This window comes from Robertmurraya sp. GLU-23, assembly GCF_052983275.1.
In genome coordinates this window covers 19,445-35,995 of the sequence record NZ_JBRKCV010000010.1, presented here as the reverse complement: position 1 = coordinate 35,995, position 16,551 = coordinate 19,445, and the positions used below count along the sequence as shown (strand labels likewise).

At 40.2% G+C, this 16,551-nt stretch carries 14 protein-coding genes; all 14 read left to right on the top strand.

Features of this window, described 5'->3' with window-relative positions; genetic code table 11:
• Positions 1-24 precede the first annotated feature (24 nt).
• Entirely contained in the window at positions 25-1,089 is a 1,065-nt protein-coding gene (locus tag ACVBAX_RS15875) for an HD-GYP domain-containing protein (protein ID WP_430775547.1), read from the top strand.
• A 206-nt stretch (positions 1,090-1,295) separates the two neighbouring features.
• On the top strand, positions 1,296-2,771 hold the full coding sequence (locus tag ACVBAX_RS15870; protein WP_447117874.1) for a methyl-accepting chemotaxis protein: 1,476 nt from the start codon (positions 1,296-1,298) through the stop codon (positions 2,769-2,771).
• Positions 2,772-2,987: 216 nt separating this feature from the next.
• The gene (locus ACVBAX_RS15865) at positions 2,988-4,442 is read left to right on the top strand and encodes a S41 family peptidase (RefSeq protein ID WP_447117873.1); all 1,455 of its coding nucleotides are present in this window, start codon (positions 2,988-2,990) and stop codon (positions 4,440-4,442) included.
• A 183-nt stretch (positions 4,443-4,625) separates the two neighbouring features.
• Positions 4,626-5,816 (top strand): PDZ domain-containing protein, encoded by a 1,191-nt coding sequence (locus ACVBAX_RS15860; protein WP_447117872.1) that lies wholly within the window; start codon positions 4,626-4,628, stop codon positions 5,814-5,816.
• Positions 5,817-6,119: 303 nt separating this feature from the next.
• Entirely contained in the window at positions 6,120-8,174 is a 2,055-nt protein-coding gene (locus tag ACVBAX_RS15855; protein WP_447117871.1) for a BglG family transcription antiterminator, read from the top strand.
• 80 nt (positions 8,175-8,254) lie between these two features.
• Entirely contained in the window at positions 8,255-8,719 is a 465-nt protein-coding gene (locus tag ACVBAX_RS15850; protein ID WP_447117870.1) for a PTS sugar transporter subunit IIA, read from the top strand.
• 17 nt (positions 8,720-8,736) lie between these two features.
• Complete coding sequence (locus ACVBAX_RS15845; RefSeq protein ID WP_430775553.1) at positions 8,737-9,021, top strand: PTS sugar transporter subunit IIB; 285 nt, start codon at positions 8,737-8,739, stop codon at positions 9,019-9,021.
• Between the two features lie 170 nt (positions 9,022-9,191).
• A complete protein-coding gene (locus ACVBAX_RS15840) occupies positions 9,192-10,454 on the top strand; it encodes a PTS galactitol transporter subunit IIC (protein WP_447117869.1) in 1,263 nt (420 codons plus the stop codon).
• Between the two features lie 288 nt (positions 10,455-10,742).
• The gene (locus ACVBAX_RS15835) at positions 10,743-11,774 is read left to right on the top strand and encodes a zinc-binding dehydrogenase (protein WP_447117867.1); all 1,032 of its coding nucleotides are present in this window, start codon (positions 10,743-10,745) and stop codon (positions 11,772-11,774) included.
• 102 nt (positions 11,775-11,876) lie between these two features.
• Positions 11,877-12,074: a hypothetical protein gene (locus tag ACVBAX_RS15830; RefSeq protein ID WP_447117866.1), complete on the top strand. Its 198-nt coding sequence runs from the start codon at positions 11,877-11,879 to the stop codon at positions 12,072-12,074.
• A gap of 28 nt (positions 12,075-12,102) precedes the next feature.
• Positions 12,103-13,194 carry a galactitol-1-phosphate 5-dehydrogenase gene (locus ACVBAX_RS15825; RefSeq protein WP_447117865.1) on the top strand — a complete coding sequence of 364 codons (1,092 nt, stop codon included), beginning with the start codon at positions 12,103-12,105 and terminating at the stop codon, positions 13,192-13,194.
• A gap of 28 nt (positions 13,195-13,222) precedes the next feature.
• Positions 13,223-13,882 carry a ribulose-phosphate 3-epimerase gene (rpe, locus tag ACVBAX_RS15820; protein ID WP_447117864.1) on the top strand — a complete coding sequence of 220 codons (660 nt, stop codon included), beginning with the start codon at positions 13,223-13,225 and terminating at the stop codon, positions 13,880-13,882.
• A complete protein-coding gene (gene rpiB / locus ACVBAX_RS15815) occupies positions 13,879-14,337 on the top strand; it encodes a ribose 5-phosphate isomerase B (protein ID WP_447117863.1) in 459 nt (152 codons plus the stop codon). The genes rpe and rpiB overlap by 4 nt, the downstream gene beginning before the upstream one ends.
• A gap of 38 nt (positions 14,338-14,375) precedes the next feature.
• Complete coding sequence (gene tkt / locus ACVBAX_RS15810) at positions 14,376-16,397, top strand: transketolase (RefSeq protein WP_447117862.1); 2,022 nt, start codon at positions 14,376-14,378, stop codon at positions 16,395-16,397.
• The last annotated feature ends 154 nt before the right edge of the window (positions 16,398-16,551 follow it).

Genomic DNA, 16,551 nt, shown 5'->3' with positions numbered 1-16,551 from the left:
AAACGGACTATAGGGGTGTATGGAATGTTAACAGAGGGGAGTCTTTCCTTACAATTAGTAGGATCGGTGCTAGCGGAAGATGTGTATGCAAAGAACAAATCGATTCCACTACTAAGAAGAGGCACGGTATTAAACGAAAGACATATCTTTGTTTTACAAAGTCACTTGAATCATAACAATTTGCGTTTGGATACGTGTTCAATTAACCAACCGTCTATTAGTGTTGAAAAACTAGAACAGAACTACAAGGAATCACTTGGACAGTTAAAAACGATTTTCGAAGATTTGGAAGCAACTATAAATGGTAGCGCTTCCAACCAACCATTACAAAAGCTCGAGCATATGTATACACCGATGCTGAATACGATTGTAGCGGAAGATGAGCATTTTGAGTTACTCAAACTCCTTAGGAAGGATGATGAGTTCACATATGTTCATTCGTTAAATGTAGCCGTCGTCTCTTCCATTATCGGAAAGCTATTAGCTATGGATAAATCAGAAATATTGCTGCTTGGGGAAACAGGAATATTACATGATATCGGCAAGCTTGCGATCCCACTTTCGGTGTTAAAAAAGAACGGAAAACTAGATCCTGAAGAATGGGAGCTGATCCGAAACCATACCGTTGAAGGGGTACAAATTCTGAAAAGTATGGGTGAGACTCGCTCGAAGGTGATTATGGGAACACTTATGCATCATGAACGATTAGACGGTTCTGGGTATCCGTATGGTGTTCGAGAAGATGTTATTCCTTTTCATGCCCAAATCATCTCGGTTGCTGATACGTATGACGCCATTACGGCGGTCCGTCCATATAAGGGGGAGCAGTCACCGATCGTTGCTGTCATGATTTTAATGGAGGAAACCGCAAAGGGAAAGTTCAACTCAGCGATTACAGTACCATTTACCAAATACTTAATGGACCAATTTATCGGAAAAAAAGTCGTGTTAAATACAGGGGAGCAAGGGACCATCATTACGGTGTACGAGGATATGCCACATTGTCCACTTGTGTATTTAGGTGATAATCATTATGTAGATTTACGTTATGACTTTACACGCTCATTAAAGGATGTTGTTTCATTTTAAAAGATAAGAAAGTATAGATTTTCGACTTTGAAAATTGTCTAGCTCCAGTGCCCTAGCGCCTAGTGTCCTTCGCTCTCCGCCCTACGATAAGTCAACATCGAATCGCCTCTGGCTCTTCGTGTTTCCTTTATCTCAGTTGGAGCGCTCCAGGCCATACGGCGCTGACCAGGGCGCTTGCGCTTTTCTTAACAATGGGGGGAAATGATATGGACAGAATTCAGTATATGCAGGAGAGAAACAAGCTCGTCACGATCTTACTGTGGATTTGCTTTGCCTTAGGTCTTGCTAGTAACTTTGCTGCAAACGTTAGCACACAGGGAATGGTTACGTTTGCCATTGTTGGTTTCACACTTGTTTCGAGCATTACGACATTAACCGTAACCAAAAAGTTTACACTACATATTCATTACATCGTGGCTGTTGGGATCGCGATTCTTATTTTCTTTATGGTCTCTAGTTCTCCAAAGCTATCAAGCTACTTAATGATCTATTTTGCTTTAGCGGTTGTTATGATTTATAACCAAGTGGGATCCATGGCCATTACGGGAGTGATCGGCTTAGCTCTGAGCAATTATTTCTTTTTCAAATTTAATGAGCAAATGTTTTACGGTGCTGACGTTTCGATCTTAATTTCATTGAATGTCATCAATATAGTGACGTTAATGATGTTCCTCACACAGGCTCGACTCACTTCAAGACTTACCCAAAAGATGGAAGCCGACGGAATTGAGTTGAAGCAAGGTAAAGAACAAGTGGATGAATTGCTAGAGAAAGTAAAAGAGTCGGTAGGTGTGCTTCAAAACTTTAGTCTCGCTTTTAAAAGAAATATTGAGAAAACCAATCAAATTTCTGTTGAACTGACCTCAGCTTTCTCCGAAATATCAAAAGGAATGGAGACTCAAGCAAGCTCCGTAACCGGCATGAATGAGACGATGCAATTGTCAGGAGAGATGATTCGTAGGGTCGTAACATCCGCTCAAACGCTGCACCAAATCTCTTTAGAAACAGAGCACACGTCGCAGGTAGGCACAGAAAAAATTCACACGCTTGAAACAGAAATGAAAGATGTATATGACTCAGTCGAAAATACAAGTCAATTGATGAAAGAGCTCAATGATCAAACCCAGCAAATCGGGGCGATTGTTTTAAAAATTAGAGAAGTCACCAATCAAACGAACCTACTTGCCTTAAATGCAGCGATTGAAGCAGCTCGTGCAGGAGAAGCAGGTAAGGGCTTTGCGGTGGTAGCTGGGGAAGTTCGTAAGCTCGCAGAAACCTCTCAAGCATCGACACATGAAATCGAAGCCATTCTAGATGGAATTCAAAGACAGACGATTCAAGTAACCGGCCAAGTACAAGGCGGCCAGCTGGCGGTTGAAAAAGGACTAGAAATGACCCAGCAAACAAGTCAAACCTTCCAGTCGATGCTCGCCTCTTCAAAGCAAGGACTACAGCAAGCAGAAGAAGTAGAAAAAAGTCTCGTTAACTTCTCTAAAAACTCAGAAGTGGTTATCGACGAAATCTCCTCGCTATCCAGTGTTTCCGAGCAGTCCAGTGCGGCAGTAGAAGAAGTACTAGCAAGCGTCGAAGAGCAATCCAACCAAATCACCCAAGTAGTCGAGAGTTTCAAAGAACTAGAAACCTTAACACAACAACTCGCCACACTCGTCGTCCGGAATTAATTCATAACTCGTCCCTTACACACATATAGTGGTTATACAAAGACATCTCACAACTTTGTGGGATGTTTTTTGTATAGTTAATAAAATGGGGTTATTTCTCCTGGAGGGAGCCTTTGTTGCGTAGTAACAACAGCTCACGGAAGGAGAAATAGACCCTTAAACCGACACAAAGTTAACGCCGAAAAAATAGTGCTTTTCTTTTAGGGAGGATTTTTCATGAATCGAAAATGGGTCGCCTTGCTAATGACAGGATCATTGCTAACAGGTGCTGGAGGAACATATGGGTTTTTGCATTATACTGGTGCGTTAGCGGCAGAGTCCAAGGTGGAATTACATACCGGAAGTAATGACGAGGGAACTCCTCAGACTATTAATCTAGAAGAATTGGATAAAGTCGAAAAAGCCTACGAGTTAATTTTAAATAGTTATGTAGAAAGTGTGGATCAATCAAAGCTCATCGAAGGTGCGATTCAAGGCATGCTCACCACACTCGATGATCCGTATTCCGTGTACATGGATAAAGAAACGGCCAAACAATTTAGCAGCACACTCGAATCTTCGTTTGAGGGGATTGGGGCAGAGGTAGGGCTAGTCGATGGCAAAATTGTCATCGTATCACCATTTAAAGACTCGCCAGCTGAAAAAGCAGGCTTGCGTCCAAATGACCAAATCCTATCGGTGGATGGAGAAAGCTTGGACGGGGTGGACCTCTATGAAGCAACCCTAAAAATCCGAGGCGAAAAAGGAACTAAGGTAAAGTTGGAAATCGCACGTAGTGGCTTGAATGAGCCTCTTGTTGTCAACGTGAAGCGCGATGAAATTCCACAAATCACGGTGCATAGTGATGTGAAAAAGCAGAATGGGAAAGAAATCGGTTATCTTGAGATCACTACATTCTCAGAGGAAACGGCTAAAGAGTTTAAAAAGGAGTTAAAGGCGCTTGAAGATCAAGGGATCGATGGATTACTGATTGATGTGCGTGGCAATCCAGGTGGACTATTATCGAGCGTGGAGGAAATTTTAAAAGAATTCGTGTCAAAGGAAAAACCATTCGTTCAAATTGAGAAACGAGATGGTGAAAAGATGCGTTATTTTTCAAACCTAACCAAGGATAAGGACTATCCTGTTGCCGTGTTGATCGATAAAGGTAGTGCCTCTGCCTCGGAAATTCTTGCTGGTGCATTAAAGGAAGCGGAAGGGTTCCAATTGATCGGGGAAACCACTTTCGGAAAAGGAACCGTTCAGCAGGCTGTGCCGATGGGAGATGGCAGCAATATTAAGCTGACATTGTTTAAGTGGTTAACTCCTGATGGCAATTGGATTCACAAAAAGGGAATTGAACCTGATGTGAAGGTGGTTCAATCGGAGCTCTATCACACGCATCCGCTCCAGCTCACCGAGGCATTAGAAAAGGATATGAACAATGAGCAAATCAAAAACGCCCAGCAAATGCTGAAGGCACTTGGACTTGACCCAGGTCGAGAGGACGGCTACTTTAACGACCGTACCGAAACGAGCGTCATGGCCTTCCAACGTCAACACAATTTAGAGATGACGGGGAAAATTGACAGCAAAACAGCCAGTGCTCTAGAAAGTGCAGTGATTGAAGCAATGAAGAAGGATAGCAACGACACCCAGCTTCAGACGGGACTTCGGTTGTTGGCGAAATAAGATTGACCCTCTTATCCTCATGGGTAAGGGGGGATTTTTGTTATGGAAGGTCCGTGAATATTCCCCTAAATCCCCTTATCCACTATTATCCAAAATATTTCTAATATCGAATTCTCCTTTCATTTGGTAAAATAAAGATTAATAGGAAAGTTCGGAAATAGATTGATAAGGTTGGTGGCTAGTTTGGTTCTAGAGTGGCTATTAGAAATGGCTTGGGGATTCGCAAAACTATTAATACATCCAGTGTTTTACTTCACATTCCTACTCGCGGCATTTTTAGGAGTTTCTCGAGTAAAAAGGGAGCGAAGTCATTTTCACGTTCGCGCCGAAAATGCCTACTATGAGCTCCGTCAATTACTACCGCTCGGACTATTGCTCGGATCTGTCCTGTCGATTATCATGATCGCCGCGGGAGTGGTCATTCCGCTAGCGGCCATCCTGTTTATCGCAGCAATTACCATAGTCCTAAGCATTCGTGTACGCCTGCTATCATCGGTATACACCGTGGGTCTCACCTTCTTCGCCCTCTTTTTCACAGCGGGCAAAGACTGGAGTATCCCGATTTTCCCAGAGCTCTTCAGCAGTCTAGAAGACAAGCTCTACCCGTCCATCACGGTCCTTCTAGCTCTACTAGTCATTGCAGAAGGCATTCTTATTTTGAAAAATGGAAAGAAGGGGACCTCGCCTAAGCTTATGAATAGCAAGCGCGGCCAACGAGTAGGCGTTCATGAACTCAAGCGAGTGTGGATGTTGCCGCTTCTTCTGTTAATCCCTGGAGATGCCCTCCAGCAGCTTCCGTTTGAATGGTGGCCAGTGTTTGATGTAGGTGGGGAAGGCTACGGACTACTACTAGTTCCGTTTGCACTCGGTCATTATCAGCATATTCAAGGAGCACTGCCAACCCAGGCAGTCACACATGTTGGAAAACAAATCATGGCCCATGGTTTCGTTCTAACAGCCATCGCCATTGCATCCTATTGGCTGCCGATTTTATCATTAGCGGTTGTTGCGATCGGAATCATAGGTCGCGAGGTGATCTACTTTAGCCAAAAGACGAAGGAAGAGAGCGGTCCCTTCTATTTTTCCAAGCGCAATCAAGGTGTCATGATTTTAGGAGTGCTTCCATATTCTCCTGCACAAAAAATGCAGCTATCCGTTGGGGAGATTGTTTCTAAGGTGAATGGAACCATCGTGCATAACGAAGCAGAGGTCTATGAAGCGCTCCAGCGGAACCGCGCTCACTGTAAGCTTGAAGTGTTAGACGTCAATGGACAGATTCGCTTTGTTCAGCGAGCTCTTTATGAAGGTGATCATCATGAGTTGGGAATTCTGTTTGTTCAAGATGAAAAGAAGTGGGGAACGGAAGCGGTTTGATTAAAGTTTCCATAAGCGGAATATTCCAAATAGAAATGGCACCTAGAACAAATAAGTTAGCAATTTAAATTCATAGGAATACTACCTAATCAAGAGAACGCAATCAATCATTGCGTTCTTTTTATATTGTCAGCAACTTATTGCCAAATCCCTATTAACCATATCTTTTGGCAGAATGTACAATGTGAGACAATACACATTGTACATCCCATTGATGTACATCACCATGGTAATAATTTGGAATGAAAACGTGTACATTTTTATTTTTATGAATGATACTATGTAACCAAGGAGGACATGACAATGGATTTAGACGAGAGAAGCAGTCAAATACTTCATGAAATTCTTATTAATCCGAGTATAAAAAACAAGGATCTGGAAGAGCGGTTTTCTCTTAGCAGAAGACAGGTCGGATATAGCATTAACAAAATTAACGATTGGTTAATAGCGACAGGTTTACCTGAGATCAAAAGAACAAAGTCTGGATTATTTCTTCTAAATAAAGTGCATTTTACAACTCTCCTAAATGAAAATGCCTTAGATGAAACAGATGCATACATTCTTTCTGAAAACGAAAGAGTAAATCTATTGATACTCATGCTATTAAGCAGAAGTGAAGAACTTTCACTTTACCATTTTACTTCGTGCCTTAGTGTAAGTCGTAATACTATAATTAACGATCTAAAAAATGCTCAACTCCAGCTTGATATCTTTGATTTAACAATTAAGTACTATAGGCAGTATGGCTACCTTATCGAAGGTAAGGAGTTTAATAAGCGACAGCTATTGATTAACATCATCTTTAAAACGATTGAAATGACGAATGGAAAAAGGTGGATCGGGGAGATAACTTCCATTCCACTATCAGAGATTGAAACCTTTCATGAACGTGTGGAAGAGGTTGAAAGAAAATTAAATTTAAAGTTTACTGATGAAAAAATCGAATCAATGCCCTACATACTCATATTACTTCTAAGACGCATTACTCAAGGGAAATTAATTGAACCTTTTCACATTCATTATTATGAGCTGTCTGATACGAAGGAATTTCAAGCAGCAGAAGAGCTTTTACAGGATTTAGATCAAATCCCAATGGAAGAAAGATTATTTATCACATTACACCTTTTAACAACAAATGTATCCTCTTCCGAACGCAATGCAGACAATACATTTCCTGAATTATATCATTCTATTAGTCTTATGCTCTCTCTATTTGAGAAAAATGCATGTGTACGATTACAAGAGAAAGATCAGCTTTTAAATAAAATCCTTCTACATGTTAAACCAGCATATTACAGAATTAAATTTAAGCTATCGATTACAAACCCATTAGAAAACACAGTAAGCAATGAATTTAAGGAGCTACATCATCTTGTAAGAAAATCTATGAGACCATTAGAACAGCTTATTGGAGGAAATATTCCGGAGAGCGAATCCACTTATTTTACCATGCTTATCGGCGGTTGGCTTTCTAGACAAGGGGATAGCCTCCAAAAGAAAATTAAAGCTCTCGTTGTTTGTCCGAAGGGGATTTGTGTATCAAGATTACTTGAAAGTACCTTACGAGAATTGTTTCCAGAGTTTGTATTTATTGATGCTTTGTCAGTCAGAGAATTTCATGCTTATACACTTGATTATGACCTTGTCTTTACTACCACTTTTCTACAAACGAATCGGAAACAAATCCTTGTTAAAACGTTTCTGGAAAGAGAAGAAAAATATCGGTTGCGAAAACAGGTAATGCAGGAGCTAAACGGCTACACACCGTCGGTTATGAATGTGTATCACGTAATCGATATTATTGAAAAACATGCGACCATTGAGAGTCGAGAGCAGCTACAAAAGGAGCTTGAATCACATTTTCGCCTAGATCATACACCAAATTTGGCGAAACCTATGGAGTTACCGAAGAGAAATTTAAATGAGCTTATCGTACCTGAAACGATCACCTTAGAAAAAAGGATGAATTCGTGGCAGGAAGCACTTCAAATTTGTTCAAGACCTTTAGTTAAGAGTGGTAGTGTTACACCCTCATATGTAGAGGAAATGCTTCGGTTGTACGACAACGAAGACCCTTATATTATTATCGGGAACAATATAGCCATACCACACGCAGATCCTGAAAGTGGTGTAAACGAGGTTAGTATGAGTCTTCTTAGGCTAGAAGAACCTGTTCAATACAATGAATATTCAGTTCGAATCATTATTACAATTGCTGCTTTAGATAAACACCAGCATTTAAGAGCATTGATGCAGCTCATGAAGTTAGCTAGTAATCAGGAGGATACTAAAAGGTTGATCGAATCAAAGTCATCAGCTGAACTTCTCCAGGTGATTTCGAAATACTCAGCTGTCTAATAATCTATCTTGTGAAAGGGGGGATGCTTAAAAATACAAACTTAGTAAAACTATAAACGAAAGTAAGGAGAAGAATGAAAATGGACACCGTTTGTCTAGAAGAATCACTCATAATGGTAGACTTGGATGGAACAACAAACGAAGAAGTTCTTCAAAACATGGCTAGAAATTTATACGAACAAGGTGTCGTCAAAGAAAGCTATATTGATGCAGTGATCGAAAGAGAGAAGACTTTTCCAACAGGCCTGCCAACACTAGGATGTTCTGTCGCAATTCCACATACGGACATTGAGCATGTGAATAGAAAAGCCATTAGTGTGGCTGTTTTAAAAAACGAAGTGGATTTTGGAATTATGGGGGAAATGGGAACCGTTACTCCAGTGAAGCTTGTCTTTATGCTTGCAATGGATCAACAGCATGCTCAATTAAAATTACTTCAAAGCTTAATGCAAATCTTTCAAAATGAAGAAACTTTGAATGAAATATCAAGGGAACATAATAAAGAAAAAATCATTGATTTACTTGAAAGTAAATTAAATCATTAGAGGGGCAGGGGTTTTCTATGAAGAAAAAGACGATTTTGGTAGCATGTGGTGCAGGTATTGCAACTTCTACAGTGGTAAATGAGGCAATTCTAGAAATGTGTAGTGCAAACAACATCCAGGCTAACTTAGTTCAGTGCAAAATAACTGAGGTATCAGGATATTTAGATTCTGCTGACTTACTTGTGACAACAACTATAACTGGTAAGGATTACCCATTCCCAGTCATCAACGCAAGAGCTTTCTTAACAGGAATTGGATTAGATGATGTGAAGCAGCAGATTCTTGAGGAAATTAAAAAATGATTTAATCGTTTTTTATAACTGTTTTCGAAAGCAGTTGTTTCCTTAACGAAAATCATGATTTTGTAAAACCCGTCTTTCTTAGCTATGGGTGAAGATAGGTTCATGTGAAACGACGTATCCGAAAACAGAGTAGTAGAAAAGTATTGTACTTAGTTTGAGGAGGAAGAAATATGAAGGACATGGTTGAAGCTTTACAGGCATTTTTAGGACTAGGACCAACGGTTATTTTACCAGTAGCCATCTTTCTTCTAGGTATGCTTTTTGGTCAAAAGCCAGGCAAGGCATTTCGTTCAGGTTTAACGATCGGCGTTGGATTTATCGGTATTTTCATGGTCGTAGATTTGCTAGTTAATAATCTTGGACCTGCCGCTAATGGGATGGTTGAGAGGTTTGGAATAGAATTAAATGTGATTGACGTTGGTTGGCCAGGTGCAGCAACTATATCATGGGCATCGCCAATCGCAGCATTTATTATTCCTCTAGGGCTAGTGATTAATATCATCATGCTTGTAACAAAAACGACGAAAACGATGATGGTAGATATTTGGAACTTCTGGCACTTCACATTTGCTGGTGCAGTAGTTTACGCATTATCAGGTAGTATCGTTCAAGCTTTAATTGCTGCAGTTATTTTCCAAATTATCATTCTTAAAATTGCTGACTGGACAGCACCTATGCTAGAAAACTACTTTCAGCTACCAGGAATTTCGATTCCAACAGGAAGTACAGCATCTTATGCACCAATTGGTATTCCACTTGTTTGGTTAATTCAGAAAATTCCGGGAATAAAAAATCTTCACGCTGATCCAGATACCATTCAAAAAAGATTTGGTGTTTTCGGTGAACCAATTTTTATGGGTCTTATCTTAGGTATTGGGCTTGGTGCGCTGGCTGGTTATGGCGCTGGGGACATCATAAAAGTCGGTATGGCAATGGGTGGGGTAATGTTCCTTATGCCTAGAATGGTTAAAATTCTAATGGAAGGATTACTGCCAGTATCAGAAGCTGCTCGTAATTTCTTAAGTAAAAAGTTCGGTGCAGACAATATTTACATCGGATTAGACGCGGCTGTAGCCATCGGACATCCATCAGTCATAGCAACAGCTCTTATTCTTGTACCTATTACCGTTGCATTAGCAGTTATTTTACCTGGTAACAATCTATTGCCATTCGGCGACTTGGCAACTATTCCATTTATCGTTGCGTTTATTGTCGGTGCAGCAAGAGGGAATATTATCCACTCTGTTATCGCAGGTACTGTAGTTATCGCATTATCACTTTACATGGCAACAGATCTTGCTCCGCTTCACACCCAAATGGCCATTGATGCACACTTTGATATGCCTGAAGGAACCAACATGATCTCTAGTATCGACCAAGGCGGTAACCTAGTAAACTATGTTGTTTATAAGCTCTTTGCACTTTTTAATTAGGGCTATAAATAGCAAGAGCTAATACATGCAAAAATGCAGCATTAGCTCTTGAAATCTCGACTTAAATTGGCGTTTAATTCGAGAGGCTTAGAGACGGGAATCTCTAAAAAATATAATTTGATTTAACAATACTATAATTAATACCTTTTGTCAAAAATGGCTATTTTCTACCTAAGATTTATACGTGATACCGACAGTAGTATGCCGTATAGACAAGGATTGGCTATTGACAAAGAGTAGTCATTAGAAAACAGCCTTTTAAAAGAAATCCTTTTAGGAGGAAACGAAATGAAATCACTTGTAAAATTAGAACCAGGCTTCGGACACCTAGAATTAATAGACGTTGAGGAGCCAACGGTAGGCGAAGATCAGGTAAAAATACTTGTAAAATATGCTGGAGTTTGTGGTACTGACCTCCATACCTACGAGGGTAAATACAAAGTAAATGCACCAGTCACTCTAGGACATGAGTTTTCTGGAGAAGTAGTAGAGGTTGGTTTGAATGTTAAAGACATTCAAGTTGGAGATCGTGTGACTTCAGAGACGACCTTTACTATTTGTGGTAAATGTAAGTATTGTCAATCGAAAAATTATAATTTATGCAGTGATCGAAAGGGTTTAGGTACACAGCAAGATGGTGGATTTGCCAAATACGTTATTGCTAGGAAGGAAAGTGTTCATAAACTTCCTGAAAACGTTAGTTATTTATCAGCCTCATTAACTGAGCCCTTAGCTTGTTCACATCATGCGATTGAAAAAGGTCGTATCCAACCAGGTCAAGTTGTTGTTGTATTAGGTCCTGGACCAATCGGACTTCTTACAGCTCAAATTGCAAAGCACAAAGGAGCAACAGTGGTAATTACAGGTCTAGAAAAAGATGAACACCGCTTAGAAAAAGCCGTTGAGCTTGGTATTGACCATATTGTTAATATTCAAGAAAAAGATGTAAAGCAAATTGTAAATGAAATAACAGAGGGTTATGGTGCGGATGTGGTGCTAGAGTGTACCGGTGCACCACCTGCCCTTTCCATGGGATTAGATTTGCTACGAAAGAAAGGGCGTTACGTCCAAGTAGGTATTTTTGCAACCCCTGAAATAGTAGTTGATTTTGAAAAAATCATTCAGAAAGAAATAGAAGTCATTGGTTGTAGAAGCCAAAACCCATTTGACTGGGAGCCTTCACTCCAATTAATGAACGAATCACGCGTAAGAGCGGATGCACTAGTGACCCATCAATTTACGATTTCTGAATGGCAAAAAGCTTATGAAACGATCAAAAGTGGCGAAGCAATTAAAGTAGTGTTAACACCTGTTGAATGAATAAACGCACAGGGAAACTATTAAGGAATACAGGCTAGTCTTCGAGTCCGTGGACTAGCCCGTAGTTTACGTGTGAAAAATTGAAGGAGTAAGGTGAATATTATGGTAGAAAGTATGATCGATTACGCATTAGGACCACATGGCAGATTTTTAAGTGAGTATTATATGCAATATCAATTTCCCATCAACAGTGCGGTTTTTGCTATTGCTGTCTATCGGTTAACTGTATCCAGATTGAAGAAAAGAAAGCTCCAGAATTCCACACGTGCTACGGGCCTCGAAGACATAAAAGTTGACTGATTGCGTTTCGGAAAAGAGGAGGCCAAAGATGAAAGCAGCAGTTCTTTATTCTGAAAATTATTTTGTGTACGAAGAAGTTGATATTTCGCCTTGTCAAAAAGATGAAGTGAAAATAAAAGTAATGGCTGCGGGCATTTGTGGGTCAGACACACATAAAATGACAAGCAAATGGAAGTATGATCTTCCAGCTATCATGGGTCATGAATTCTCAGGTGTTATTGTAGAAAAAGGTAGTGATGTTAGCCATTTAAATCTTGGGGAGAGAGTAGTTGGTATCCCTTTTCTACCATGCCATTCATGTGAATATTGCAAAAGAGGGCAATTTTCATTATGTGAAAATTACGGAATGATTGGTTCTAAGTCTCCAGGTGCGTTTGCCGAATATGTCAATATAAAAGCAACCAATGTTCTTCCGGTAGGAAATATGAGATTTGAAGAGGCGGCCATGATTGAACCTTTAGCTGTAGCCCTGCATGGTGTTTTAAATATTTCTCCGCGTATAGGTGATGTGGTTGCGGTATTTGGTGTTGGGACGATTGGAATACTCGTCATTGAATGGCTAAAAGTATCTGGTGTACAAGAAATCATTGCTATTGATATTTCGGAAGAGAAACTAGATTACGCTAAGTCAATCGGTTGTAAACGTACCATCAATCCATTAAAAGAAGATTTAGCAAGAAAAATAAAAGAATACACAAACGGTCTTGGTGTGGATATCGCCTTAGAATGTGCCGGATCAAAAATTACGCAGGAACAATGCTTGCTTGTTATAAGGAAACAGGGGAAAGTTGGTTATCTAGGAATTGCTTATTCAGATGTTTTACTTTCGGAACAAGCATTTGAAAATATTTTTCGAAGAGAACTTACCTTAAAGGGCTTTTGGAATTCTTATTCTGCACCATTCCCTGGTGAGGAATGGACAAAAAGTATAGAGTTTCTTTTACAGAAAAGAATTCAAATACATGATCTTATATCTCACCGCTTTCATTTAGAGGAAACTCAAAAAGCATTCAATATGATCATAAATCGAGAAGAACCATTTAATAAGGTGTTGATTTTACCCAATGGGCAAGAAGCCATTGATCAAGAAGAGATGACTAAACATTGTTTTGTGAAGTAATGAACAATGAGAAAAAGAGGAGATCCATATGAAAATAGCGCCTTCAATATTAGCAGCAGATTTTTGCCATTTAGAGGACCAAATGCAGCTTTTAGAACAAAGCAATATTAGCATGCTTCATATTGATGTGATGGACGGAAACTTTGTTCCCAATATTACCTTTGGTCCAGATCAAATCAAAATGCTTCGGCAACGTTCAAAGCTCATTTTTGATGTTCATTTAATGGTACAAAATCCAGATTGGATTATTCCGATTGTCGCTGAGGCAGGGGCGGATATCATTACCATTCATCAGGAAGCAACAACGCATCTCCATCGAAGTCTGCAGCTAATAAAGAAATACAATCGGCGAGCCGGTGTAGTCCTAAATCCTGCTACCCCTATTGAAACAATTAAGCATGTTCTAGATGAAATTGACATGATTCTACTTATGACCGTTAATCCAGGTTATGGTGGTCAGAGCTTCATTTCAAGTGTGTTACCGAAAATTCAGGAAGCAAAAAAGCTTGTAGAAGGTAGAAATATAGACATCGAGGTTGATGGGGGAATTAACCTCGAAACAGCCAAGCTATGTGTAGAAGCAGGTGCCAATGTAATCGTTGCAGGTTCATACACATTTCATGGTGATGTTAAGGAGAATGTAGAGAAGCTAACTAGAGTAATAAACAAACAGGGGGCAACCGTATGAAAATCGCATTAGGCTGTGACCATGGTGGATATTTGTTGAAGGAGTCTATTAAGCATCACTTAGAGAAAAAAGGATTCGAATGCCTAGATTACGGAACTCACTTTACAGAAAGTGTTAATTATCCCTTATATGCAAAAAAAGTGGGAGATTCGGTTGCCAATCTAGAATGTGAATTAGGTATTCTTTGCTGTGGAACAGGTATTGGAATGTCCATTGCTGCTAATAAAATTCAGGGTGTTCGTGCGGCAGTTGTAAGTGATACATTTTCCGCGAGAGCAACCAGAGAGCACAATAACAGCAATGTGCTATGCCTAGGTGAGCGGGTATTAGGAGAGTCACTTGCACTAAACATTGTTGACATCTGGCTCGAAGCAGAATTTCAGGGTGGTCGACACCAAGAGCGACTCGCTTTAGTGGAACAGCTAGAAATATCTTTAAAATCTAAAACTATATAGATCTATTACGACGAACTGCTAACAAAAGGAGTGTCAGTATGAGTTCAATAGAAATGAAAAAAACAGTAGATGAATTAGCAATTAACACCATTCGCACATTATCCATCGACGCCATTGAAAAGGCAAATTCAGGACATCCGGGAATGCCAATGGGTGCTGCACCAATGGCTTACGCACTTTGGGCAAAGGAAATGATTCATAACCCCAAAAATCCTAATTGGTTCAACCGAGATCGCTTCGTTTTATCAGCGGGTCACGGATCCATGCTCCTATACAGCTTATTGCACTTGTTTGGTTATAATGTCATGCTAGATGACTTGAAAAATTTCCGCCAATATAAGAGTAAAACACCGGGTCATCCTGAATTCGGGCATACACCTGGTGTAGATGCAACAACAGGTCCACTTGGTCAAGGGATAGCGATGGCAGCAGGGATGGCGATGGCCGAGCGTCATTTGGCAGAAACCTACAATCGCGAAGGCTATCCTATTGTCGATCATTTTACTTATTGCATCTGTGGTGATGGAGATCTGATGGAAGGAGTATCAGCAGAAGCTGCTTCATTAGCAGGTCATTTAAAGCTTGGACGCTTAGTAGTACTTTATGACTCCAATGATATTTCTTTAGACGGTGACTTGAGCCTTACATTCTCCGAGAATGTCCAACAACGTTTTGAAGCATATGGCTGGCAAGTGCTCAGAGTAGAAGATGGAAATGATGTAACTGCTGTCCAAAATGCTGTGGAACGTGCAAAGCTTGATGATCAAAGACCAACACTTATTGAAGTGAAAACAACCATTGGCTTTGGTTCTCCTAATAAAGGTGGGAAATCTGATTCTCACGGTTCTCCGCTTGGCCCGAAGGAGACGGAACTGACGAAAGCAGCCTATGAATGGGAAGAAAAAGAGCCATTCCATGTACCAAATGAAGTGAGAGAGCACTTCCAACAATTTGCAAGCATTGGTAAGCAATTTGAAGATCAATGGAACTCCCTTTTCGAGAGCTACAAACAACAATACCCTGAGCTTTCACAGCAGCTGGAACGTGCAATCAAAGGTGAATTGCCTGAAGGATGGGAACAAAATCTACCACAGTTTTCAAAAGGTGAAAAAATGGCAACTCGTGCATCTTCAGGGAAAATGCTAAATGCAATCGCAAAAAAAGTCCCGCAATTAATTGGTGGTTCTGCTGATCTCGCGTGCTCGAATAAAACAACATTAACTTTTGAAGGAAACTTTGGGGTGGATGGATATCAAGCACGAAACATTTGGTTTGGAGTTCGAGAATTTGGAATGGGTGCGGCGTTAAACGGAATGGCTTTACATGGAGGAGTTAAAGTATTTGGGGCAACATTCTTTGTATTCTCCGACTACTTAAGACCAGCAATGCGTCTGTCTGCATTAATGAAGCTACCTGTTACTTATGTATTTACTCATGATAGTATTGCAGTTGGTGAAGATGGGCCCACACATCAACCAATCGAGCATCTAGCATCATTACGTGCTATGCCAGGATTGTCATTAATTCGCCCTGCTGATGCAAAGGAAACTGCAGCAGCTTGGAGATTAGCCGTGGAAAGTGAGAGCAACCCAACCGCTCTAGTACTAACTCGTCAGGATCTACCAACACTTGAAATGTCTGAAGATGAAGTATTTGAAGGTGTTCAAAAAGGTGCCTATGTGGTATCTAAGGCAGCCAAAGAAGCAGAGGGTTTACTATTAGCTAGTGGTTCAGAAGTGGCCCTCGCAATTGATGCACAAAAGCTTCTCGAAGAAGATAAGATCTATGTTTCCGTTGTGAGCATGCCAAGTTGGGATCGTTTTGAGAAGCAAACGAAGGAATATCGCGAAAGCGTCCTTCCTAAAGGGCTTCTAGCAAAATTTGCAATCGAAACAGCATCTTCCTTAGGTTGGAGAGAATATATCGGAGAATATGGTGAGGTCTTATCTATTGACCACTTTGGCGAATCAGCACCAGCGAATCAGTTGCTTGAAGAATATGGATTTACTGCCAAGAATGTTGCAGAAAGATTTAAAGCTCTTTCAGCAAAGATTAACTAAATTAATTTTTTAAAACTCTATTTTTAACGGACTGTAGACAAACTCTCAAAGTATTTTGAGTTTGATTGCAGTCTTTTTACTTTATGGCTCTGTTAAATATAAATGTTGATATTTCTCCCTGTCAGGTTTCTTAGTAAAACACTTTTAAGAACGC

What these genes read in the sequence shown, in the direction of transcription:
- ACVBAX_RS15850 (WP_447117870.1), top strand. Translation starts at nt 8,255, where the DNA reads ATGGACACCGTTTGTCTAGAAGAATCACTCATAATGGTAGACTTGGAT.
- ACVBAX_RS15865 (WP_447117873.1), top strand. Translation starts at nt 2,988, where the DNA reads ATGAATCGAAAATGGGTCGCCTTGCTAATGACAGGATCATTGCTAACA.
- ACVBAX_RS15870 (WP_447117874.1), top strand. Translation starts at nt 1,296, where the DNA reads ATGGACAGAATTCAGTATATGCAGGAGAGAAACAAGCTCGTCACGATC.
- ACVBAX_RS15845 (WP_430775553.1), top strand. Translation starts at nt 8,737, where the DNA reads ATGAAGAAAAAGACGATTTTGGTAGCATGTGGTGCAGGTATTGCAACT.
- ACVBAX_RS15875 (WP_430775547.1), top strand. Translation starts at nt 25, where the DNA reads ATGTTAACAGAGGGGAGTCTTTCCTTACAATTAGTAGGATCGGTGCTA.
- ACVBAX_RS15840 (WP_447117869.1), top strand. Translation starts at nt 9,192, where the DNA reads ATGAAGGACATGGTTGAAGCTTTACAGGCATTTTTAGGACTAGGACCA.
- ACVBAX_RS15855 (WP_447117871.1), top strand. Translation starts at nt 6,120, where the DNA reads ATGGATTTAGACGAGAGAAGCAGTCAAATACTTCATGAAATTCTTATT.
- ACVBAX_RS15825 (WP_447117865.1), top strand. Translation starts at nt 12,103, where the DNA reads ATGAAAGCAGCAGTTCTTTATTCTGAAAATTATTTTGTGTACGAAGAA.
- ACVBAX_RS15835 (WP_447117867.1), top strand. Translation starts at nt 10,743, where the DNA reads ATGAAATCACTTGTAAAATTAGAACCAGGCTTCGGACACCTAGAATTA.
- ACVBAX_RS15830 (WP_447117866.1), top strand. Translation starts at nt 11,877, where the DNA reads ATGGTAGAAAGTATGATCGATTACGCATTAGGACCACATGGCAGATTT.
- rpiB (WP_447117863.1), top strand. Translation starts at nt 13,879, where the DNA reads ATGAAAATCGCATTAGGCTGTGACCATGGTGGATATTTGTTGAAGGAG.
- tkt (WP_447117862.1), top strand. Translation starts at nt 14,376, where the DNA reads ATGAGTTCAATAGAAATGAAAAAAACAGTAGATGAATTAGCAATTAAC.
- rpe (WP_447117864.1), top strand. Translation starts at nt 13,223, where the DNA reads ATGAAAATAGCGCCTTCAATATTAGCAGCAGATTTTTGCCATTTAGAG.